Source organism: Natrinema caseinilyticum, assembly GCF_024227435.1.
GTDB classification, from domain to species: domain Archaea; phylum Halobacteriota; class Halobacteria; order Halobacteriales; family Natrialbaceae; genus Natrinema; species Natrinema caseinilyticum.
In genome coordinates this window covers 3,175,181-3,198,858 of the sequence record NZ_CP100445.1, presented here as the reverse complement: position 1 = coordinate 3,198,858, position 23,678 = coordinate 3,175,181, and the positions used below count along the sequence as shown (strand labels likewise).

Genomic DNA, 23,678 nt, shown 5'->3' with positions numbered 1-23,678 from the left:
GTGCCGGAGGCGGCCGCCGCTCGAGGGACGTGCGACCGACTCTCGCGCCTCGTGTGTCGCGGAAGCGCCTCTCCGGGAGCGCGAGCGAATGCGTTCGCTTTTCGGATATCGACACGTATCGCCCGGTGAAGGCACTGGATGGTGTCTCGTGAATCGAACTTCGAACCGTCGGTGGCCACTTTTATCGTGATCCACGCAGACGGGTACCGTGACTACCCATGTCTCAGAACCAGGTCACGCCACCGACGGTGACACGCGACGAGATTTACACGTTCCCCGACGAGTCGTTTACCGACCGAAACGTCTGTCTCGTCACGGGAGCGGCCTCGGGTATCGGCCGGGCGACGGCGCTTGCGGCCGCCGGCAACGGCCTGACCGTCGCCGCCACCGACGTCGACGAGGTCGGACTCGAGGGGACGGTCGACCGCGGCACGGACCTCGACCTCGAGGGGACGATCGCGTCGGTTCCCGGTGATCTGACCGACGACGACGACCTCGAGCGTATCGTCGAGGAGGCCGCGGAACTGGGCGATCTCACGTACCTGGCGAACGTGGCGGGGATGCAACACATCGATTCGATCGATTCCTTCCCGATGGAGACCTACGACCGCATGCATCGGATCATGCTCCGAGCGCCGCTGTACCTCTCGAAACTCTGCATTCCCCACTTCCAGGAGACCGAGGACGGCGAGGGCTGCGTCGGGAACATGGCGTCGGTCCACGGCCACTACGTCACGAGCGATAAGGTCGCGTACAACGTCTCGAAATTCGGTCTACGCGGGCTTACGCAGTCGATCGCGGCCGAAGGCGACGGGCTGGTTCGGGCGTTCTCGATCAGCACCGCCTACGTGAAGACGCCGCTGGTGACGGCCCAACTCGAGGACACGGCCGAACAGCGCGGGATCAGCGTCGACGAGGTCGTCGAAGACGTCATGCTCGGACAGTCCCGCGTCAAGGAGATGATGGAACCGATCGACGTCGCGAACCTCTTCCTGCTCGGCTTCTCCGATCTCGGCCGGCACTTAGACGGCGGCGACCTGTTGTTTGATGGTGGGATGACGCTAACCTACGAGTGACAATGTCTGGGAACACGAGTCCGAGCCTCGAGGACATCGACGAGATCGTCCACGAACCCGATCAGGAGTTCGTCGAGTCGACGAACGTCTACGACTTCATGCAGGCGTACGACATCGACGACTACGACGATCTGATCGAGCGGACGACGACGGCCGTCGAGGGCGAACCCGAAAGCGGCGTCGACTGGTTCTGGGACGAACTGGTCGACTACCTCGGAATCGACTTCTACGAACCGTACGACGAGGTGCGAGACGACGGCGAGTCGCGAAGCGCCTCGGAAGACACGAGCGGTGAAACCGCGCGTCGCGACGGTCCGCAGTTCACGGAGTGGTATCCCGGCGGCGAACTCAACGTCGCCCACAACGTCGTCGATCGCCACGCCGCCCTCGACGAGGAGCGCCGGAACAAAGTCGCGACCATCTGGGAGGGCGAGGACGGCGACGTCCGGGAGGTGACGTATCACGAACTTCACCGGCAGTCGAACCAGGTCGCCAACGCGCTCTCCGAGCGCGGCATCGAGACGGGCGATACGGTCGCACTCTACATGCCGATGGTCCCCGAGGTCGTCTCGATCCTCTATGGCTGTTTCAAGGTCGGCGCCATCGCGGTCCCGATCTTCTCCGGTTTCGGCGTGGACGCGGCGGCGACCCGGATCGCCGACTCCGAACCCTCGGTGCTGTTCACCGGCGACGGGTTCTACCGCCGCGGCGACCCCGTCTTCCTCAAGTCCGCGGCCGACGAGGCGATCGCGGAGGCGGGACACGTCGAACACACGATCGTGTTCGATCGGTTCGGTACCAACTCGGGACGCGGCGAGGGCGAGATCCCGTGGAACGACGGTCGCGACGAGTGGTGGACCGACGCCGTCGAATCTCAGGACGACGAGTACGAGACGAAGTCGCTCGACTCGAGCCAGGAGTCGATGCTCCTCTACTCGTCGGGGACGACCGGCCAGCCGAAGGGAATCGTTCACACCCACGCGGGCGCGCAAGTCCAGTGTGCGAAGGAAGTGTACTTCGGGATGGACCTCGAACCCGCCGACCGCTTCTTCTGGGTGTCCGATATCGGCTGGATGATGGGGCCGTGGACGCTGATCGGGACCCACACGTTCGGCGGCACCGCCTTCATGTACGAAGGCGCACCGGACCACCCCGAGCCCGATCGCTTCTGGGAGATGATCGACCGCCACAAACTCACGCAGTTCGGCATCTCGCCGACCGCGATCCGCGCGCTGCGCAAACACGGGGACGACTGGCTCTCCGGCCACGACCTCTCGAGCCTCCGTATCCTGGGCTCGACGGGCGAGCCGTGGGACCCCGAATCCTGGCAGTGGTTCTACGAGAACGTCGGCGGCGGCGAGTGTCCGATCATCAACATCTCCGGCGGGACCGAAATCTGCGGGTGCTTCCTGATGCCGATGCCGACCCAGCCGCTCAAACCCTGTACGCTCGGCGGCCCGGGACTCGGGATGGACATCGACATCGTCGACCCCGAGGGGAACTCGATCAGGGAGACGAACGAACGCGGGTACCTCGTCGCGAGGGATTCGTGTCCGTCGATGACGAAATCGCTGTGGTCGGGCGACGAACGCTATCTCGAGGAGTACTGGTCGACCTTCGAGGACATGTGGAACCACGGCGACTGGGCCCAGAAGGACGCGGACGGGTTCTGGTTCCTCCACGGCCGGGCCGACGATACGCTCAACGTCGCGGGCCGCAAGGTCGGCCCCGCCGAAGTCGAAGGGGCGCTCATCGACCACGACGCGGTCAATCAGGCCGCGGCGATCGGCGCGCCCGACGACACGACCGGCACCGCCGTCGTCGCCTACGTCGTCCTCGAGGACGGCGTCGACGAGACGGACGACCTCCGGGACGAACTGCGCGAACAGGTGGGCGAGGAACTCGGCAAGCCGTTCCGCCCGCGCGAGGTGCTCTACGTCGACGAATTCCCCAAAACGCAGTCGGGCAAGATCATCCGGCGGGCCATTCAGGGGACCTACGTCGGCGAGGACCTGGGTGACATGAGCAGCATCGAGAACCCGGCGGCGCTCGAGAACCTCGAGGACGCCCGCTGACGGGCGGTCATCCCTCGAATCCGTATCGCAATCCCCGAAACGGAACCCGATCTATCCGTGCGGTGACGGTGCCGAACGGGCGTTGAACACGGACACGATGCGCGTTTTGGAAGCTGATGGGGCGGCGCTGTCCGAACCCGAAACGGGACCGATCGCGGCGGGCCGAGTTCCTTCCCGTCCCGTCGGCGACTCGCGGTCTCACGGCGAGACGTATCCCGCTCGAACGTCCCCGAGAGCGCGAGCGACCGCGTCGCCGTGTCCGTCGTGGGAACCGCTTCGTTTCAGGGGTCGGGCCAGCGGAAGCGCGGATCGATCACTTCTATCGGATGGACCGCGTCGCGATCGAGCAGGTCCCCCAACTGTTCCTCACAGGAGGTCCCGCTGGCGACGACCAGTCGATCGCGCGCGTCGGGTTCGGCGAACTGGTCCGCGAGACGGTCGCCGACGTCCGTACTCAACTCGTAGTACTCGCGCTTGTAGCCGAAACTGCCGGCCATCCCGCAACACTCGACGTCGCTCTCGACGACGTCGTATCCGAGGTAATCCAAGACGGCGGTCGTGTAGCGATCGAGTCCCAGCGTTCGTTGCTGGCAGTGTGCGTGGTAGGCGATCCCCGGGCCGTCGCCAGCGGTTCGGAGTCCCCCGGGATCGCCGCCGTTCTCGAGGACGCCGTAGACGTACTCGCAGATATCGTAGCTGTTGTCGCGGAGGCGTTCGAACGATCGCTCGGGCAGGAGTTTCTCGTACTCGCGGCGGAACATCGCGAGGTCGCTGGGTTCGATCACGACGACGTCCCGGCCGGCGTCGACGTCCTCGGCGAGGGCCGCGTAAACGCGGCTCGCCTGCCGGTTGGCGGTCGCGACCATCCCCTGTGAGAACGGCGCGCGACCGCTTTCGCCGACCGCGGGAACGCGAACGCGAACGCCGAGCGTCTCCAGGACGCGGACGGCGGCCTTGCCCCGATCGGTGTCGACGTAGTTCGTGTATGTGTCGGGGTAGAGGACGACCTCGCGGTCCGCGTCGGCGGTGTCGATCCGCGGTCCGCGCGCGTCGTACCACTCGCGAAGCGTCTCGCGCTGGAAGGTCGGGAGCTCCCGGCGCTCGTCGATACCGACGACGCGCTCCATGAGCGCCCTGACCGGGGCGAGACCGGCGAGCCAGTTCGAGACCGGGGCGGTCGCGCTCCCGACCCTCGCGAGCGTCCCGTAGTTTCCGAACAGTCGCTTCTGGAGGTCGAGGCCTCCGGGTTCCTCGTCGGGGACCAGTTCGTCGTAGACGAACTCGAACCGGCCGTCGTCGCCCTCGCGGTTGAGCCGATCCCTGACGACGGTGTTGATCCACGGGATGTCGATTCCGACCGGACAGGCGTTCACGCAGCGCGTACAGCCGGTACAGAGGTCGTTGAAATCGGCCGCGCTGTCGGTGCCGTGGACGCCCGCTTCCCACCCGGTCGCGATCCCGCCAGTGTACGTCTCCCCGCCGAAGGCGTGGCCGCCGACCGACTGGAAGTTCGCACACGAGTTCGCACAGGCCGAACACCGGATGCAGTACAGCGTCTCGCGAAGCTGGTCGTCCTCGCGCATCGCCGTGCGGCCGTTGTCGATCAACACGAGGTGGAAGTCTCGACGGTCGTCGCGGTCCGCGAACGCGACGTCGGGTTCTTCGACGTCGACGACGGGGGATTCGACCGGCGGCGTCAGCAAGGAGACGTACGACGTGATGTCCTGTCCGGTCCCCGATCGGCCGATCAGTTCGACGAAGGGGGCGAGGTCCTCGACCGACGGAACGATCTTTTCGATGCCGGCGACGGCGACGTGGGTGTCCGGAACGACGGCCGTCTTCCGGGCGTTGCCCTCGCTCGTCACCAGCACGATCGACCCCGAATCCGCGGTGATGAAGTTCGCGCCGGTCATACCGATGTCAGCCCCCTCGATCAGGTCGCCGAGGCGCTCGCGGGCGAACATCGTCAGCTCCTCGGCGGTTTCGAGCGGCACATCGGGCTCGAATTGATCCGTGAAGAGCCGGGCGATCTCCTCGCGCGACTTGTGGATCGCCGGCGCAACGATATGCGAGGGCGCGTCGTCGGCGACCTGCAGGACCCACTCGCCCAGGTCGGTCTCGACGACGTCGACGCCCTCGCGTTCGAGTGCGTCGTTGACTTCCAGTTCCTCGCTGGTCATCGACTTCGACTTGACGACCCGATCGGCTTCCGCCTCGTTCGCGACGTCGCGGATGTAGCGGTTCGCATCCGCCGCATCGTCGGCGAGGTACACGCTGCCGCCGTTTTCCTCGACGGTCGCGGTGAGTTCGTCGACGAGTTCCGGGAGCCGTTCGATCGCGTTTTCTTTGATCGTTCGGGCCTCCTCTTTCAGCGTTTCGTAGTCCTCCAGGTCCGCGACCGACTCGTATCGGCCCCGATTGAAACCGAGCGTGTTGGCCTCGACGGCGTCCCCCTCGGTCTCGAGGAGGTGGCGGATCCGATCGGCTTTCGCCGCGCGATCGACGCTACTCATCCGCTTCGTCCCCCGTTTCGACGACGACCACGTGGACGTCTCGAGGGCCGTGAGCGCCGCGAACGAGCGCGCCCATGTCCGCAGTCGCGCTCGGTCCCGTGGCGACGATGACGCTGCCGCCGTCACGGAGTCGGGGCCCCAGCCGATCGATCGCCGTCCGCATGTCCGGGACGATATCGTCCGCGCGAACGACGGCGACGTGTAAGTCGGAAAAGAGACTCACTTGCTCCGCGCCGGACGGCGTCGCGGGAAGGACCACGCTCCCGTAGTCGGCGATACCGATCGAAGCTGCCGTGATCCCCGTCGACGCCGACTGCAGAGTCGCGGGCGTCGCCTCGTCGTCCACCCAGTCCGGGAGCGAGACCGATTCGAACGGGAGCGCCGTTCCGATCGCGGGGTCGCGGGCGATCGTCTCTAGCGTGCGATTGAACCCCGTCGGATCCGTGTGCGTGACCGGGACGTCGAGGTCGGCGAGTGTAGCGTCGAATCGCTCTGCGTGGACACCCATGGCACGATGCTACGACCGTGCCTATTTTACTGTTCTGTTCGTTCACGCGGAATAAGTCGCCATCGGGGGATCAGACGACGGCAGGTCGGCTACCGACGTCGGACGAATCCGGGGCCTCGACGGGTCGGCGTTCGGTATCGGTTCCATCGTTCGCGAAGCGCGAGCTGCCGCTCTAAACCGGGCGTAACGGGACTGAAACGCGCAATTGAGGCGCGCGCTCGAGTCGACGTCCCCTTCGCACTCGTGTATAGTAGCCACTACACACGAGTGTATTCCCTCTTCACACGACTGAAAGCCCTCTTCACACGACTGCAATTCCAGTTCACACGTGTGTACTGGGAGTCTTCACTCCGTCGAATACGATAGGACCGACCAGGACGACCACTAATTCGACTAATTGGGTCCCTTGTGCGTCGTTTTCGCCGACCTTCGTCATTTGCAGTAGATCGTTCGACTGCCGTACCTTCGTGAACACGAACCACGGTATAATGACGCATTCGATGCCGTTTGCGGTCGGTATGAACTCCGTCGGACCGTGAGGAAAAATCGATCGTTAGGGAGCCAGACGGACAGTTCTGTGGATCACACGACTCGAACGATCGAAGATTATATATCGACCTTCCACAGTGCCTCCCCCATGCCAGATTCAGTTCCACATGGCATCGGTAACGACCGTCCCTCGGTAGCTCCGGGGTCGAAACGCTGGGGTGGTGTCCGTGGCTAGCCCGGCCGAAGTACTGATCGCCGCGACGCCGTTGGTGCTCGCCGGCGTGTTGCTCGTCGGGCTCCTGTGGCCCGCGACGCGGGCGATGCCGTTCGCTTACCTCACGGCGGTGGTGATCGGGTTCGGCGTCTGGGGCATGCCGGGTGACTACATCGTCGCCGCGTCGATCGTCGGGGCGATGACGGCGATTCAGATCCTCTGGATCGTCTTCGGCGCGCTGCTGTTGCTGTACACGCTGATGCAGGCGGGGGCCTTCGATAGGATCAACGAGGGATTCGCACAGATCAGCGACGACCGTCGTGTCCAGGTCGTGCTGATCGGCTTCTTCCTGGCGGCGTTCATCGAGGGGGCGGCCGGCTTCGGGACGCCCGCGGCCGTCGTTGCGCCGCTCCTGCTCGCGCTCGGGTTCCCCGCGCTCGCGGCGGTGATCGCCGGTCTGATCGGCCACGTCCTCGCGGTCACCTACGGGGCGGTCGGGACGCCGATCATCGTCGGCATCGAGAACCCGCTCGGGTCGACGGCGGCGACGGAGACGGCGATTACCGACGCCGGTTTCACGGTGCAAGCGTACTCCGTGGAGGTGGCCGTCTGGGCCGCGACGTACCACGCGCTGGTCGGGTTCGTCATGCCTCTGTTCGCCGTCGGCATGGTCGTCTACTTCTTCGGCGACACCGAAGAACGGAGCCTCGAGCCGGCGTGGGAGGTCGCGCCGCTGTGCCTGTTCTCCGGCCTCTCGTTCGTCGTTCCGTACTGGCTGGCGGCGCAGGTCAGCGCGGAATTCCCCTCGCTGATGGGCGCGATGATCGGCGGCGCGATCGTCGTCGGGGCGCTGAAGGCCGGCTACTTCGTGCCGGACGAGGAGTGGGACTTCCCGGACCGCGAGGAGTGGCCGGCCCACTGGGTCGGGACGATCGAACCTGGACGGTCGAGCGGCGGCGGTGCCGCCGGCGGAACGGGCGACGGCACGGCGGTCGCCGATGGGGGCGCCGTCCAGCGACGGTCCACCCAGCAAATGTCCCTGCTGCGCGCCTGGTCGCCGTACATCTTGCTGGTCACGCTGTTGGTAGTCACGCGCATCGTTGATCCGCTCCCGGCGCTGTTACAGGAGCAATTCGTCGGAGTGGGCAAGTTCTCGTTCCTGTTTACCACGTCGTGGCCGGATATCCTCGGAACCGGGCTCGGTGGCGGCATCAGTTGGGTCTACGTACCGGGTTTCTGGCTCTTCGTCTGTGCGCTGTTCGCGATTCCGCTCTACGGAATGGACGGCGAACGGGTGAAAGCCGCCTGGGGTGAGGCGCTTCAGAAGCTGGTCTCGCCGCTGATCGCGCTCGTGTTCGTCATCGCGATGGTACAGGTGATGCTCCAATCCGGCGCCCACGCCGAGGGGGCCGAGAGCATGATCTTCGTCCTCGCACAGGCGACCGCCGACGTCGTCGGACCGGCGTACCCGTTCATCGCCGCCCTCATCGGCGCACTCGGTGCGGCCATGGCCGGTTCGAACACCGTCTCGAACATCACGTTCGGCGGGTTCCAGTTCGAGGCCGCGAGCCAGCTCGGCCTTCCCACCCAGCTCATCGTCGGGGCGCAGGCCGTTGGCGGCGCGATCGGCAACCTCGTGGCGATCCACAACGTCGTCGCCGCGGTCGCGACCGTCGGTCTCGTGGGTCAAGAGGGGCGCGTGATGCGACTGAACCTGATCCCGCTGCTGTACTACGCGATCGGGGTCGGGATCTTCGCGTCCGTGTTCAGTTACGTCCTCTTCCCGGGACTCTTCTGAGTTCCCGACTGCATATTTATGACGAACGTACTCAATACGCTCGAGGAGCGTGCTTCGACCCAGCCGGACGCCGTCGCCGTCGACGACGGCGAACGGACGGTGACCTACCAGGAGCTGTGGACGTTGACCGATCGGTTTGCGGGCGGCCTCCGGCGGCGGGGGATCGCCGATGGCGACGCCGTGGCCGTCCACGCGCCGCCCGGCGTCGACGGTTTGATCGCCTGCTACGGCGCGTTGCGAAACGGCAGCGTCGTCGTGCCCGTGCCGGACGACCTGCTGCCCGACGCGGTCTCGATCTGCCGGGACTGCGACGTCAGCGCCGTCGTCAGCGTCGCCGACCGACTCTCGGCGTTCGTGACGGCCAGGTTCCAGCAGTCGATCGCGGTCAGGATCGCCATCGGCGGCAACCCGCCGCTTTCGATTTCGATGGCCGACGCGTTGGACGGGGACGATCTCTCGTCGGCGATCGGTCGCGATACCGGAAGCGGAATCATGAGCTTCGGTGCGAGCCGGCACGACAGCTCACCGACCGTCGTCGCCCGCAGGGACGACGATACGGCCCTGATCGCGTGCGTCAGCCGAGCGGGCGAACTGGTCGCGACGCCGGTATCGCACGGGGCGATCCGCGCATCGGTCGAAGCGTTCGATGCGCTCGTTCCCCGCGGGCTCGCCGCGACGGACGTCCACCTCGGGGCTCTCCCGCTCACGACGGTGTCCGGCGTGATCCTGACGACCTCCGCGACGCTCTATACCGGGGGCACCTACGCGCCGCTCCCGCGGTGGGATCCGGATCGAATCCAGGAAATAGGAGCGAGTCGCGGACTCACGATCACCGCACTCGAGCCCGACCAACTCGCCGATCTGCTCGACGCCGTCGGCTCGAGGACCACTTCGTCGCCCCGGTCGCTTCGGACGATCGCGGTCGTCGGGCCGACGCCTGACGAGGGCCGCTGCGACCGGCTTCGTGCGTGGTCCGGCGTCGACGCCATCCAGGTCGCGGGATACGCGGAGACGGGGCCGGTCGCGTTCGGAACGAGATCGTCCGACGCACTGATAGCGGGGAGTCTCGGAACGCCGATCGAACCGATGCGCGTTCGAGTCGTCGACGAGACGCTCGCTCCGGTTCCGGCAGTGCCGCGATGGGCGATCCGCGACCCGCCGGACGACGCCGTCGGACGGGTACTCGTGACCGGGCCGACGCTCTCGACGGGCCCCAGCGGGTCGTCGACCGCCACGGGGAGCAGGGTCGTCGAACTGGACGGCGACCGATGGTTCGAAATCGATGACCCAGGCTACCGCTCCGAAGATGGGGACGTCTTCACCGTCTGAGTCGTCCCGACGCGGGACGGCTGTACCGGGAGGGCGGTCGGTCCCACTCGATCCGAGCGGTCGATCACCCGAGCGTCGGCGTGAACCGATCGCTCCCGAGGAAGTTCCAGATGTGGCCGCGTTCCTCCGGGGGATCGACGCCCGGCAACTCCTTCAGGGCGGGTTGGATCGCGTTCCACCAGCCCTCGTCGGTCTCGAACGCAGCGGGATGGTCCGGGTAGACGTTCTCGAGGAAGTCCGACTTCCTCGCGGTGGGGTGGTCGATGAGATACTGGTACGACGCGAGCAGCGCCTCCCGTCGCGCTTCGAGCGCCGGTCCCGAACCGGGGAGATCGACCGTCCTCATCGCCTCCTGAACGGCGGTCGGCGGCGTTTCCCCTTCGTCCGCTCGGCCCGTCGTCGGCCGCGATTCCGCTTTCGCCTCGATCGGCACCCACCAGACGCGGCCGCGAGCGCCGACCTTGCGCGTCTGGAGGGCACCGTCCTCGACGAGTTCGTTGAGCTTGTTGTGCGCCGTCCGTCGCGAGCAATCGAGGTGCTCCATGACGTCGGACGCGGTCAGCGGACGGCCGCGGTCCTCCCGTTCGTCGAAGGCTTCGAGTGCGGCTTCCGGGGGAATCCGATCGGAGTATTGGCCGTGATTGTTACGATCACGCTCAGTCGCCATGGTTCGTGCCAGTACACACGACTGTATATGCCTTTACATTCGAGTGAATATCGGCGACAGGAGGATAGAGACTGGACAGGAGGGCGCTTTCGGGGGCCTGTTCCGGCGTCGGTTACCGGAAAGCTGCGGGCCGACGACGGACGGGCGTTTCGGGGTTCCATCGGCCGTGAATTGCGAGATTCCGTGGTCGAAGGCGGTCTCGCTTCGGCGTACGTCGGCGGTGGGTCGAACCGGCGTGCGATGGCTGTGAACGGTCCGCCAGATATAACTCGGCCATCTTCCCATGGTGAGTCATGACATGACGGTTCCGTGGCGATCCCGCTGGACCCGGGTAGGTGGGGGAGGGGTGGACAATGGGTGAGCCGATCGCCGTCGCCCTGGCAGCCGTGCCGCTGATCGTCGTCGGCGTCCTGCTCGTCGGTTTGCTCTGGCCCGCGACGAGAGCGATGCCGATCGCGTGGCTCTCGGCGCTCGTCGTCGGCTTCCTCGTCTGGGGAATGCCGGTACAGTGGTTGGCCGCCGCGACGATCGAGGGGGTGCTCATCGCGGTTCAGATCCTCTGGATCGTCTTCGGCGCGCTCGTGTTGCTCTACACCATGCTCCGGGCGGGGGCGTTCGACGTCATCAACGGCGGGTTCGCGATGATCAGCGAGGACCGACGCGTTCAGGTCGTGTTGATCGCGTTCTTTCTCTCGACGTTCATCGAGGGGGCGGCCGGTTTCGGGGCGCCCGCCGCGGTCGTCGCACCCCTGCTGCTCGGCCTCGGATTTCCCGCGCTCGCCGCGGTCGTCGCCGCGCTGATCGGACACATCATCGCGGTCACCTACGGGGCGGTCGGGACGCCGATCATCGTCGGGATCAGGGAGCCGATGTCGGGCGTCTCCGGCATCCGGACGGCGATCGAGGCGGAGGGCCTGACCGCGGCCCAGTTCGCCGTCAACGTCGCCGCGTGGGCCGCGACGTACCACCTGCTCGTCGGCTTCGTGATGCCACTGTTCGTCGTCGGCATGGTCGTGTACTTCTTCGGCGACCCCGACGATCGATCGATCGGACCCGCACTCGAGGTGTGGCCGCTCTGCCTGTTCGCCGGTCTGGCGTTCGGGATCCCCTACTGGCTGTCGGCGTGGTTCATCAGCGCCGAGTTACCGTCGCTGGTGGGGTCGATGGTCGGCGCGGCGATCGTGATCGGCGCGCTCCGTGCGGGCTATTTCCAGCCCGACGGGGAGTGGACGTTTCCCGATCAGGAGGAGTGGCCCGACCACTGGACGGGGTCGATCCAGCCGACCGACGCCAAGCGGGTGCTGGCGAGAACGCACGACATCTCGCTCGTACGCGCGTGGTTTCCGTACACGCTGCTCGTGGCACTCCTGATGATCACTCGCGTCTTCGATCCGTTTCCCGCGTTGCTCCAGGGTGAGCAAGTGGCGCTGTTCGGGAGGCAGGTCTCGCCGGTGCTTGGAACGATCGCGACGAGAGGCGGGGAGTTCACCGTCGGCCTGTTCCTCTTCGAGTGGTCGAACGTCCTCGGCACCGACCTCGGCACCGGCATCAACTTCACCTACGTTCCCGGCACCTGGCTGTTGGTCAGTGCGATCGCGGCGGTCGGTCTCTTCGATATGAACCGCCGGGAAGTGGCCGAGGCGTGGGGGAGCGCGACGAAGAAGCTGGTCTCGCCGCTGATCGCGCTCGTGTTCGTGCTCGCGATGGCCCAGGTGATGCTCCAGTCGGGTTCGCACGCCGACGGGGTCGACAGCATGATCGTCGTCCTGGGAACGGCGACGGCGAACGTGATGGGCCCCGCGTACCCGATGGTGGCCGCGCTCATCGGCGCGCTCGGTGCCGCGCTGGTCGGCTCGAACACCGTCTCGAACATCACCTTCGGCCCGTTCCAGTTCGTCGCCGCGGAGCGACTCGGTTTCTCGCGCGAACTCGTCGTCGGCGCTCAGGCCGTCGGTGGCGCGATCGGCAACCTCGTGGCGATCCACAACGTCGTCGCCGCGCTCGCCACCGTGGACCTCATCGGCGAGGAGGGACGCGTCATCCGTCTCAACCTCATTCCGCTGCTGTACTACACGGTCTTCGTCGGCATCTGGGTCCTCCTGTTCACGTACGTACTCTTTCCAGAGGTGTTCTGATGGTCGAAAACGCGGCCGAATAGCTCGACGAACGAACTCGCACCACCGACTCAACCAATGGCAACTGATCCAACCGATTCGATCGACACGCACGACCGACCGACGTCCGTCCCGGACCCTGCACTCGACCCGCAGGCGAACTACGACTACCGAAGCGACGAGGTCGACCGACCGACGCTCGTCGCCGACCTCGACCGGCGCATCGCCGGAGCGGTTCGCGCGGACTCGTATTCGAGACAGTTGTACGCGACCGACGCCAGCATCTACGAGGTGACGCCGATCGGGGTCGTCTTCCCGCGATCGACCGCCGACGTCGCCGCGGTCGTCGAATACTGCGCAGATCGCGAGATTCCGGTCCTGCCACGCGGCGGCGGCACGAGCCTGGCCGGCCAGACCGTCAACGAGGCCGTCGTGCTCGACTTTACGAAACACATGGACGGCGTCGTCGAAATCGACGCCAACGAGCGACGGGCGACCGCTCAGGCGGGCATCTACCTCGGTTCACTCAACGAGGCGCTGGCCCCACACGGCCTGAAGTTCGCTCCGGACCCCGCCTGGGGCGACAAGAGCGCACTCGGCGGCGCGATCGGTAACAACTCGACGGGCGCCCACTCGCTGCAGTACGGCAAGACCGACGCCTACGTCGAGGAGTGCGACGTCGTCCTCGCCGACGGCACCGTCACGACCTTCGGCGAGGTCGACCTCGAGGCGCTCCCGGAACTCGCCGCGGGCGACGACCTCGAGTCGGCGATCTACGCGGAAGTGGCCCGCATCCTCGAGGACCGAGGCGACCTCATCGAGGAGACCTACCCCGACCTCAAGCGCAACGTCTCCGGGTACAACCTCGATTGGCTCGTCGAAGATGCTCGGGGCGCCGAGCGCGGGATCGGCGAACCCGACGCCGCGGGCGGATCGATCAACCTGGCGAAGCTGCTCTGTGGCAGCGAGGGAACGCTGGCGGTCGTCACCGAGGCGACGGTCTCCCTGGAACCAATCCCCGCGGAAAAGAGCATGGCGCTACTCGCGTACGAGACGGTGCTGGACGCGATGGACGACGTGGAGTCGATCGTCGACCACGATCCGGCCGCCGTCGAGGTGATCGACGACGTGATGATCGATCTCGCCCGCGACACGCCCGAGTTCGCCCCAGTCACCGAGATGCTCCCGGAGGGGACGGCGGCCGTCCTGATCGTCGAGTTCTACGCCGACGACGTCGCCGACGGCGAACGGACGGTGGCGAACCTGCTCGCCGATCGCTGCCCGACGGTCGAACCGGCCGGCGAACCCGACGAGCCGGCCGATCGGACGATCACCGACGCGGATGCCCTCGCGTTCGACGCGGTCGAGGCGTACGACGACGACAGCCGGGGCAAGATCTGGAAGCTGCGCAAGTCCGGGTTACCGATCCTGCTCTCGCGAACGACGGACGAGAAACACGTCGCCTTCATCGAGGACACCGGCATCCCGCCCGAGAACCTCCGGGCGTTCGTCGCCGATTTCCAGACGATCCTCGACGACCACGGCACCTCCGCGAGTTTCTACGCCCACGCCGGCCCCGGCGTCCTCCACATCCGTCCGCTGGTGAACACGAAGACCGAGGCGGGGCTGGAGGATATGGCCTCGATCGCCGACGCCGTGACCGATCTCGTGGTGGCGTACGACGGCTCCGTCTCGGGCGAGCACGGCGACGGCCGTGCCCGGACACAGTGGAACCGAAAGCTATACCGACAGGAACTGTGGGAGACCTTCCAGGAGCTGAAAACGGCGTTCGATCCGGATTGGCTCCTGAATCCGGGACAGGTCGTCTTCAGCGACGACGACCCGACCGATATGAAAGACCGCCACCGGTTCGGTCCCGAGTACGCGTTCGAGGCCGGCCTCGACCCGGCCCTCGAGTGGGACGAGGAAAACGGGTTCCAGGGGATGGCGGAGCTCTGTCACGGGTGTGGCGGTTGTCGCGGCGAGCAGTCGACGACCGGCGGCGTGATGTGTCCGACGTTCCGGGCGAGCCACGAGGAGATCCTCTCGACGCGCGGTCGGGCGAACGCGCTCCGCCGGGCGATGGGCGGGGATCTCGATCCCGATGCGCCGTTCGACGACGAGTTCGTCGAGGAGGTTCTCGACCTCTGTATCGGCTGCAAGGGGTGCAAACACGACTGTCCGAGCGGCGTCGACATGGCGAAATTGAAAGCCGAAGTCGTCCACGAACACCACCAGCGACACGGCATCTCGATTCGCGACCGACTGTTCGCGAACTTCGAAACGATCGCGATGATCGCCAGCGCGACTGCGCCCGTCTCCAACTGGGCCGCGAACCTCCCCGGGACGAGCCTCCTCGCGGAGACGGTTCTGGGAATCTCGAGCGAGCGCGACCTCCCGACGTTCGAACGGCAGACCTTCGCGAAGCGGGTCGCCGATCGCGATCCTGCCGTCTCGGAGTCCGAGGCGACCCGCCGCGCGGTACTCGTCCCGGACGTCTACACCAACCACGAGTATCCCCAGGCCGGCGAGGCGGCACTGGCCGTGCTCGAGGCCGCCGGCGTTCACGTCGAGGTCGCCACGCCGCGGGACGTCGGTCGCCCGGCGTTTTCGAAGGGGCTGCTCGATCTCGCGGCGGAAAAAGCGCGCGGGACCGTCGACGGACTCGCGCCGCTCGTCGAGGACGGCTGGGACGTGATCCTGATCGAACCGTCGGACGCGGTGATGCTCCAGTCGGACTACCGCGACCTGCTCTCGGGGAGCGACGTCGATCGCGTCGCCGAGAGTACGCACGGAATCTGTGAGTACGTCGATCGGTTCGACCTCGACGCCGAAATCGACTTCGCCGGTGCGGACGACCACCTCGTTTACCACGGTCACTGCCACCAGAAGGCCCACGCGAAGGACCACCACGCCGTCGGCGTCCTCCGGCGGGCCGGCTACACGGTCGATCCGCTCGACTCGACCTGTTGCGGCATGGCCGGCAGTTTCGGGTACGAAGCCGAGCACTACTCGATGAGCAAAGCGATCGGGGCGGTCCTGTACGAGCAGATCGGCGACAGCGAGGGCGACCGCGTCGTCGCTCCCGGCGCCTCCTGTCGGACCCAACTCGGCGATCGACCCGGCGCGAGCGAGGAGCCACCGACGCCGATCGAGGTCGTCGCCGAGGCGATCGCCGACACGCGATAGTAGCGATCGACCGTCGATACCGCGATCGACGCGGTACGAAGGGGGTCCGGCCAATCGGCGGTCCGGTTTCCTGTCGTCGGACCGGTGACTCTCGACGGTGTGAAAAATCGTTATGCTGTGACCGCGCGTTTTAGAATACGATTCAGGTCGCCACGCATCAGTCCGGCATTTTTCACGCCCGCGCGACGGCCCGCAATCACCGAGGTGAACCCACCATGGCAACGACATCGAAAGACGCCGGACCGGCGCGAGCCGTCGACCTCGACCGCTTCGAGGGCGTCGACGTATACCTGGAGAGCGACGAGCGCGCGCGGATTCGCGGGTACTTCCCGCTCTCGCCCGGAACGCCGAACGCGAGCGACGTCAGCCCCGCGGAGCTGATGGTCGTCAGTATGGAAATCGAGCCGGACCACTACCTTCCGTCTCACCGGGACAGCAACGAGGAACTCCTGGTCGTCACGGCGGGACGAGTCGACGCGACCGTCGGCGACGAGACGATCACACTCGAGACCGGCCAGTGCGCGGTCGTTCCCGAAATGGAGCCCCACGGCGTGGCCAACGGCGGCGACGAAACCGCTCGCGTCCTCGGCGTGTTCCCGAACACCGAACTGACCGCGACGTTCGAGGAGACGCTCCAGCCGTTCGGAACGAACGTCGTCCGGATCGACCGCGACGCCGGTCCCGATTCGGACCGAGACGAGTAGTTTCCGCTCGGTTTCGGCCGCGGACTCGCGCCCCGAGGGCCACGGGCCCGTGTCCGATTCGAGTACGACCTTCCGGCACAGTGCTCCGAGAGTCGGGTTCTGACGTGGCGATTACGTTCGACCGCTATCCGGACTCGAGCCGTCCGTCCGATCACGCTCTAGGATGACGCCGCCCGATCCGACGGCGACGTCGACCGGTGTGGTCGCCAGCCCTTCGTCGACGTCGGCGCTCGAGCGGGCGAGCGCGAGTCCGAGCAGCGACTGTTCCGTCGGGGTCTCGAGTTCGTTCCAGCGAACGCTCTCGTCGCGTTCGTAGATCCGACCGCCGTTCGCGACCGCGATCGTGCCCGATCTGGTCGACCGGATCGATTGCAGGGCCCCCTCGCCGACCGCGAGCGGCGTCCAGTTCTCACAGTGGGGGTCGTAGCGGTACGCGATCCCGTCGGCGCCCGCGATGAACACCGATCGGTCGCCGGCCCAGAGGTCCTGGAAGTTGACCTGCGCGTTCCTGACGCCGATCCGTTTCCACTCCTCCGAGGGATCGGTGTCCGTGGGCTCCGTATCCGCCGGTTCGCCGTCCCGGAGGTCGGGGTCCGTCGATCCGCTTTCGGGTGGATCCTCGGGTCGGGGCTCGACGTACGCTCCGCCGCTCGTGTCGACGGCGTAGAACCCGTCCGGACCGGCCGTCAGGCCGGGGATCGTCGAGCCGCCACCGGGTTCGACGACCTCGCCCCACGTCGGACAGCTGTCTTCGACGAGACAGTCGAAGACCTCGCCGGAGCCGTTCGCGATGCGAACGCGTTCCTCGCCGGTTCGACCGGTGACGGCGATCGATTCCCAGGTACTCGTCTTTTCCATCGGCGCGGAGTAATCGCTGAGGTTGCCGTCGGCAACGTCGTAAAAGGCGAGCGCGCCGCTGTCGCCGGCGAACCAGATGCGACAGCCGTCGTCGGTCGCGGCGATGGATCGAAGCGTGTTCTCCGCGACGCCCGGTCCCCGCTCCAAAAGGACGCGCCAGCCGTCGGGCCCGCGATGGAGCAAGAGCCCACCTTCGCCGCACGCGTAGGGGCCGTCCTGTCCGTGGACGACGCCGTGGATGGTCCGCGACGTCGGCGACTCGGCCGGCTGCCAGGAGCTGGCATCGCCCGAGACCGCCCCACTGGCGAGCACGTCGGCGTCGGGGTTGCCGCCGTCCGATCGTATTGCGTCCTCTCCGTCGGGCTCGTCTTCGTCGTCATTGTCGTGCCCGTCTTCGTCGTCTCCGTCGCCGTCCGAAGCTTCCTGCTCGTCGTCCGGCGCGTCCGGCCGGTCGTCGTCCTCCGGGTCTCGTTCGTCACCGCCCGGACCCGCTCGAATCGGGGCGACGCGCTGGAGCCAGCCGACGGCGGTGCGGAGCGATTCGCCGATGCGGTCGATCATTGCACCACCTCGTGGGCCGCTGCGACGCGCGAGAGCCCGACGCTGTATGCCGCTTCCCGCCAACTCAACGAACAGCTCTCGCGGCGGTCACGAACGTCCTCGACCGCGTCGGTGAGCGCGTAGCCGAATTCGTTCGTCACGCGCGCGTCGCTCATCCGGTCGCGCCCGAGGCTCCCGATCCACTCGAGATGGGCCGCGATGGGCCTGCCGACCGTCGCCAGCACGTCGGGAACGACCGTGACGCCCCGGTCCTCGAGAACGCTCTGACCGCCGGGGGTCACGCTCCCGGTGGCACCTTCGACGACGAGTTCGGCCCGAACCGCGTCGGCGTTCTCGGCGGTTACTGCAGTCACCGGGTCCGCGAGAACTAACACGTCGACGTCTCGTTCGAGGACGTTCTGCGTTCCGGTCGGCGTCCCCTCGTCGTACGACGAGAGCGCGCCCGGCCGCTCGAGGTAGCTCGGGACCAGGTCGGTGTCGAGGCCGTTCTCGCTCTCGGGCGCGGTGAGGCCCGCCTCGTCGTTGCACATCGCGATCACGGTGGCGCCCCGGAACTCGAGCAGCCGTGCGGCCGTCGCGCCGATGTGTCCCGTGCCGTAGACGGCGACCGTCGCGTCGGTCAACGGCCGGTCGTGATCCGTCTCGAGGACGTCTTGCGTGACGTGGGCGACGCTGTAGCCGGCCGATCGCGTGATCTCCCGATGGCCGCCGAGCGCGGGCGGTTTCCCCGCGACGGCCGCGTTCCGGGGGCCGTCGCCGCGATCGGAGAGGGCATCGGCAACTCGAGCCATCGTGCGTTCGTCGGTTCCGACGTCGGGGACGAGGACGTCCTCGTCGGCACCGAGGCCGGTGATGCGAGCCGCGTAGGACCGGGTGAGACCGACCCGCTCGGCCCGCGAGAGCGTCGTCGGATCGACGGCGATTCCGCCCGCTGCACCGCCGAACGGGACGTCGGCGATCGCGGCGCTGACGGTCGTCGCGGCCGCGAGCCCGGAACAGTCGTTGCCGGTCAACGCGAGGTCGTATCGGTGCGGTCCCACGTAGGGGCCGCGAACACCGTCGTGGCGGACGCGGTAGCCTTCGCAGACGCCGCGGGAGCCGTCGTCGCGCTCGAACGGCACCGTAATTCGCTGGCGGTGCGTGGGGTACAGGAGTCGCTGTTCGATATCGTCGGGAACCCCGAGACGCCGCGCAGCGGCCGTCGCGTACGTCCACGGGGCGTCGAGATCCGGATCTGTTCGACTGGCTTCGTCGACCGTCGAGTCGTTGGATGGAGGCATTCTGGTGGATTCGTGTTCGTCGGACCGGTTCGTCTGCGTCGGTCGCTGACGCGGTCGTCTCGATCCAGACAGCCGGGTGAGACCGCCACGACCCGCGGCTGTCCGTGATCGTTCACAAACGCGACCGGGGACGATTCGCACTTACGGGACCTCGCAAAAGAGACAGCGCCGCTCCCACTCGTAGTGTTCCTCAAGGCGTCTGTTCGCGCGCGTGCTCGGTCGGTATGCGTTGGTCCGGCCGTCGAGGGGATGCTTCTCGACGTATCCTTCGTCGACGAGTTCGCCCAGGTTCTGGTAGAGTCGCCCCTGGTTGATCTCCTCGTCGTAGTAGCAATCGAGTTTGTCTTTGATAACGAGGCCGTGTGGGTTGCGGTCCGCGAGCATTCGGATGACGAACAGTTGATCGCGCTTGAAACCGGTCAGATTCGTCAGGGGACGGGGGTCCGAGACGTCGGCCGGTTTCGATTTGTCGCTGTCGTCAGCGCCCAGTATCTCACCGTCGTCGGTGACCGGTTCGTCACTACAGTCGGAATTCGTGGGGGTGTGATTTGACATCGGGTCGTCATCGGCGGCTGTGCCGCCGAAACTACGCGCGGGGATCGAACCCGCGACCGGCCGGTTCCGGGCGTAGCGAGCGGCGTCAGGGGCCGTATTCCTTCCGATGTTCGCGGTAGAGGACGGCGATGAACGCCCCCAGGGGCACCAGACCGACGATCACGAGTAACAGTCCGGCGTTGAGCGTGTTGGGTAGTCGCAATCCCGCGATGAAGTACGAGAGGACGACGATCGCGGCCGTGATCAACAGCGTGATACACGACGCGACGAGCCCGAAGCTCAGCTTCCGGTACTGCCACTGGAGGTTATCCGATCGCCGTAACTGTTTGATCAGGACGACGGTTGAGGGGATCGTGATCGCGATCAGTTGAACGAGCATCAGCGCGACGTCGGTACTTGTCGTAGTCGACATAGTGGTAATCGAGAGTGTTACGAAGGTGGTCGGACTGCACGCAACTGCGATGGTCGGGTGTCGATTCGAACTGCCAATCGGCGTCGAGACGACTGGACGCGGCTCTCCGGTGACTGGAGATGCCAGCCCCGGGCGACCGATCGCCCGTCGGATTTCGGTTCGCCAGCGACGCGGGCGGCGAGCCCGGCCGGGACTGCGAGCCGAACTCTACCGCCATTCGCGTGTGTGAGACGGACCGTTCTCGAGGCGCCAGGGATCTGCAGGGACGGGGTCACCGAGCCAGATCGAGCGGCAGATGTTCGCGAGAAAGACCACCTGGCCGGCCGCGATAACGTATGCACCGACGGTTGCGAGCTGGTGTAGCGGCGCGTACGCCGCCGGATAGGTCGCGACACGTCGCGGAAGGACGGCGAGGCCGACGATCAGCAGCGCGCCGAAGGTCACCGCGACGCCGACGATCGTCAGCCACCCGTGCAGTCGGGCGAGCCCCGACTCGAGTCGCCGGCCGGTGAGCACGGGGAACCAGTAGTAGGAACCGGCGACGAGGGCGAGCCCGACGAATCCGGCGAGCAGCAGGTGGAAGTGAGCGACGACGTAGTAGGTCCCGGTGTAGCGGGCGTTGATCGGGACGACGGCGAGGAAGACGCCGGTGACGCCGCCGACGACGAAGAAGCCGACGGCGGCGACGGCTGCGACCATCGGTGCGGTGTACCGGATCGCGCCGCCCCACAGCGTCAGGAGCCAGGTACAGAGCTTGGCCGAACTCGGGATCGCGACCGCCAGCGTGGTGAACATGAAGACCGTCCGAACGGCCGGACTCATGCCCGTCACGAACATGTGGTGGGCCCAGACGGTAAAGGAGACGACGCCGATCGCGAGGGTCGAATAGACCGACGTCCGATGGCCGACCAGCCGCCGTCCGGCGAAGCGCGGGACGACGTGGCTGACGATCCCCATCGGCGGCAACACGAGGATGTACACCAGCGGGTGGGCGAAGAACCAGAACAGGTGCTGCCAGACCAGCGGTCCGCCGCCGCCGACGACGAACGCGGTGCCGGCCGACCGATCGACGACCAACAGCGCGACGGTGACGGCCAGGACCGGAAACGCGACGACCGTCATCGCGCCGGCCGTCAGCACGGTCCAGGTGAACGTGTCCACGTCGAGCCACCGAACCCGGCGCCGCCGCAGGATCGTGACGACGAGATTTCCGGCCGTCACCGTCGTCCCGACGGCGACGAGGACGAGCCCGACGAGGACGGCGTCCACGGCCGGATTCGGCGACAGTACGCTCAGCGGCGGATACAGCGTCCACCCGCTCGCGACCGGCTCGAGTCCGGCCAGCCCGAGGATGCCGCCGATCGTGCCCGCCCGAATCGAGAGCGCCGCCGGTACCTGGAGCCAGAACGCCCAGACGCCGAGGCGCGGAAACGCCGTCCGCTCGGCGCCGATCAGCGGGGGGACGGCGGCGTACCCGAACCCCCAGATCGCCGGCAGGACGAACAGGAACAGCATCGTCAGTCCGTGGGTCGTGAAGAAGGCGTTGTAGGTCTCCGCCGACCAGCGGTTTAGCGCCGGCGTGAGAAGCGCCGTTCGGAGCGACAGCGCATCGAGACCGCCCCACAGTCCCATCGCCAGCGCGAAGCCGAGGTGCCAGCGGGCGAGCCGTCGATGATCGACGCGCGAGAGGCCCTCGAGCGAGCCTCGGGCGCTCTCGAGTGCGCGTCCCGGCGTCGATGACCGCGTCATCGGTGCCGTCCGAAGGCGAACGCCCGTCCCAGTTCGCGCACGCCGAGCAGCCCGACCGTCGTCGCGCCGGTGAACGCGACCAGCGGATCGATCGCGTACAGGATCCCGCCGATCAGCGGCGCGGGAACGATGGCGATTCGGACGGCGGTTCGAATCTCCTGGGGGAGTCGCGGACCGGGAACCGGACTCGCCTGCGTGTTCGATCCGATCGTCGGACGGAGGGGCTCGATCGCGGTGCGACAGCCGAGCAAACCGAACAGGGCCGCGACGACGCCGACCCTGGCCGGTGCGGCGACGAGCGCCATCGGGAGCAAGGAGAGCGCCGTCAACCCGACCGCCAGGAGCGCTCTGCGATCCACCCGGTCGACGAGCGCGGGGGTCGCCATCGAACCGAGTACCGCGGCGCCGGCTTCCGCGAGGACGAACAGGCCGAAGACGGCCGCCGGTGCGAGCGTAATGGCGCCGACCGAGAGCCCGATCGACCGATACTCGACGGTCAGGAGGATCAGATACGGCACGATCCCCGCGATCGCTACTCTGACGAGCGCGTCGCCGATGACGGCAAAGCGCCGGCGATCCGGCACCCTCGAGACGGCGTTCCTGAAGTCCGTGAGCCTCGACTCTCCGTCGAATTGCGCAGCGTTCGTTTGCCCGGTTTCCGTTCGCCCGTCCGTCGATCGTCCGTCGTTCGTTCGCCCGTCGCGTTGGAGACGATCGCCGATCGGTGGCGCCCGATCGCGGGCGGTTCCCACCGCGACCGCACCGACGAGCGCGGTGGCGGCGCCGGCAGCGGCGACCAGCGCGAATCCGGCACCGACGGCGTCGGCGCTCGCGACGGCGGCCGTCGCGAACACCGCTGCGGCGGCCACTCCGAACGCACCGACGACGGTTCGCGTCCGGCTGTCCGCGGTGATCGCCCGTCGGACAGCGCGGTCGTCGGCGCCCTCGGCTCCCGGCGCGTTCGAGTGCCTCGAGGGAAGCGCTGGTGCGCGCGTATCGATCGGCCACAGGCCGCGTGCGGGGCCGGCGACGTGCCAGGCCTGGAGGAGGACGACGCCCGTTGCGAGCCACCCGAGCGCCGACAGCGGGGTTCCAAGCAGCGTATCGAGCGTGGGCGACCCCGCCCAGGCGAACAGGCCGATCGCGGCGAGGGCCGTCGACAGCACGGCGGTCGCCGCCGTCTCGAGGTCGGTCGGCGAGGTGCGGTCGATCACGTTCCTCGAGCGTTCGGACGCGGCGACGGCGACGCCGAAGCCGAGCGTCACCAGCGATCCGACGACGATCGATCCGTATCCGAGCGCGGACAGGAACTCGGGGAGATAGCGTTCTGCGAGCCGAAGCAGGCCGTGGCTCGCCACGAGGGCGACGAGGCACACGAGCCGGACTGGATCGCTCCGTTCGGTGCTGTCGGTCGGTGGTTGTGTCATGGATACTGAGACGAGGGATTCGAGCGGCTGGGTGTCGAGGGCGGCCTCGAGCGGTGGGTGGGTGTGGACGGTTACCTCGAGCGGGTGGACCCTGTGCGTCTCGGCGACGCGGTGGCTGTCCGGTTCGAACGCCCGGTCGGGATCACCCGACGATCGCCGG

General features: G+C 67.1%; 16 protein-coding genes. 7 read left to right on the top strand and 9 right to left on the bottom strand.

The features are described 5' to 3' along the window. Positions 1-218: 218 nt before the first annotated feature. Complete coding sequence (locus NJT13_RS15680) at positions 219-1,076, top strand: SDR family oxidoreductase (protein WP_254522574.1); 858 nt, start codon at positions 219-221, stop codon at positions 1,074-1,076. A gap of 2 nt (positions 1,077-1,078) precedes the next feature. After that, positions 1,079-3,151 carry an AMP-binding protein gene (locus tag NJT13_RS15675; protein ID WP_254522573.1) on the top strand — a complete coding sequence of 691 codons (2,073 nt, stop codon included), beginning with the start codon at positions 1,079-1,081 and terminating at the stop codon, positions 3,149-3,151. Positions 3,152-3,432: 281 nt separating this feature from the next. On the opposite strand, the gene NJT13_RS15670 is transcribed toward NJT13_RS15675, so the two are convergent. After that, positions 3,433-5,664, bottom strand: a complete 2,232-nt coding sequence (locus NJT13_RS15670) for an LUD domain-containing protein (protein WP_254522572.1) — start codon at positions 5,662-5,664, stop codon at positions 3,433-3,435. Then, complete coding sequence (locus tag NJT13_RS15665) at positions 5,657-6,172, bottom strand: LUD domain-containing protein (RefSeq protein ID WP_254522571.1); 516 nt, start codon at positions 6,170-6,172, stop codon at positions 5,657-5,659. The genes NJT13_RS15670 and NJT13_RS15665 overlap by 8 nt, the downstream gene beginning before the upstream one ends. Positions 6,173-6,888: 716 nt before the next feature. On the opposite strand from NJT13_RS15665, the gene NJT13_RS15660 reads away from it, so the two are divergent. Both NJT13_RS15660 and NJT13_RS15655 read left to right on the top strand, forming a co-directional pair. Continuing rightward, positions 6,889-8,673 carry an L-lactate permease gene (locus NJT13_RS15660; protein WP_254522570.1) on the top strand — a complete coding sequence of 595 codons (1,785 nt, stop codon included), beginning with the start codon at positions 6,889-6,891 and terminating at the stop codon, positions 8,671-8,673. Between the two features lie 18 nt (positions 8,674-8,691). Next, the gene (locus NJT13_RS15655) at positions 8,692-10,002 is read left to right on the top strand and encodes an AMP-binding protein (protein ID WP_254522569.1); all 1,311 of its coding nucleotides are present in this window, start codon (positions 8,692-8,694) and stop codon (positions 10,000-10,002) included. Between the two features lie 64 nt (positions 10,003-10,066). Here the strand turns inward: NJT13_RS15655 and NJT13_RS15650 are convergent, their stop codons facing one another. Beyond that, on the bottom strand, positions 10,067-10,669 hold the full coding sequence (locus NJT13_RS15650; RefSeq protein WP_254522568.1) for an HTH domain-containing protein: 603 nt from the start codon (positions 10,667-10,669) through the stop codon (positions 10,067-10,069). Between the two features lie 353 nt (positions 10,670-11,022). Between NJT13_RS15650 and NJT13_RS15645 the strand changes: the two genes are divergently transcribed. From NJT13_RS15645 to NJT13_RS15635, 3 genes are all read left to right on the top strand, one after another. After that, positions 11,023-12,804: an L-lactate permease gene (locus NJT13_RS15645; RefSeq protein ID WP_254522567.1), complete on the top strand. Its 1,782-nt coding sequence runs from the start codon at positions 11,023-11,025 to the stop codon at positions 12,802-12,804. A 57-nt stretch (positions 12,805-12,861) separates the two neighbouring features. Continuing rightward, a complete protein-coding gene (locus NJT13_RS15640; protein WP_254522566.1) occupies positions 12,862-15,972 on the top strand; it encodes an FAD-binding and (Fe-S)-binding domain-containing protein in 3,111 nt (1,036 codons plus the stop codon). 215 nt (positions 15,973-16,187) lie between these two features. Beyond that, positions 16,188-16,676 (top strand): cupin domain-containing protein, encoded by a 489-nt coding sequence (locus NJT13_RS15635; RefSeq protein ID WP_254522565.1) that lies wholly within the window; start codon positions 16,188-16,190, stop codon positions 16,674-16,676. Between the two features lie 111 nt (positions 16,677-16,787). Here the strand turns inward: NJT13_RS15635 and NJT13_RS15630 are convergent, their stop codons facing one another. The 6 genes from NJT13_RS15630 to NJT13_RS15605 all read right to left on the bottom strand — a co-directional run bounded on the left by NJT13_RS15630 (position 16,788) and on the right by NJT13_RS15605 (position 23,518). Continuing rightward, positions 16,788-18,095: a PI-PLC domain-containing protein gene (locus tag NJT13_RS15630; protein ID WP_254522564.1), complete on the bottom strand. Its 1,308-nt coding sequence runs from the start codon at positions 18,093-18,095 to the stop codon at positions 16,788-16,790. Continuing rightward, positions 18,092-19,375 (bottom strand): Glu/Leu/Phe/Val family dehydrogenase, encoded by a 1,284-nt coding sequence (locus tag NJT13_RS15625; RefSeq protein ID WP_254522563.1) that lies wholly within the window; start codon positions 19,373-19,375, stop codon positions 18,092-18,094. Before NJT13_RS15625 ends, NJT13_RS15630 begins: the two co-directional genes overlap by 4 nt. Positions 19,376-19,516: 141 nt before the next feature. Continuing rightward, positions 19,517-19,930 (bottom strand): helix-turn-helix transcriptional regulator, encoded by a 414-nt coding sequence (locus NJT13_RS15620; RefSeq protein ID WP_254522562.1) that lies wholly within the window; start codon positions 19,928-19,930, stop codon positions 19,517-19,519. A gap of 85 nt (positions 19,931-20,015) precedes the next feature. Beyond that, positions 20,016-20,342, bottom strand: coding sequence for a hypothetical protein (locus tag NJT13_RS15615; RefSeq protein ID WP_254522561.1), 327 nt, complete (start codon positions 20,340-20,342; stop codon positions 20,016-20,018). Between the two features lie 207 nt (positions 20,343-20,549). After that, complete coding sequence (locus tag NJT13_RS15610; protein WP_254522560.1) at positions 20,550-22,091, bottom strand: cytochrome c oxidase subunit I; 1,542 nt, start codon at positions 22,089-22,091, stop codon at positions 20,550-20,552. Next, positions 22,088-23,518, bottom strand: a complete 1,431-nt coding sequence (locus NJT13_RS15605) for an MFS transporter (protein ID WP_254522559.1) — start codon at positions 23,516-23,518, stop codon at positions 22,088-22,090. Before NJT13_RS15605 ends, NJT13_RS15610 begins: the two co-directional genes overlap by 4 nt. Between the last annotated feature and the right edge of the window lie 160 nt (positions 23,519-23,678).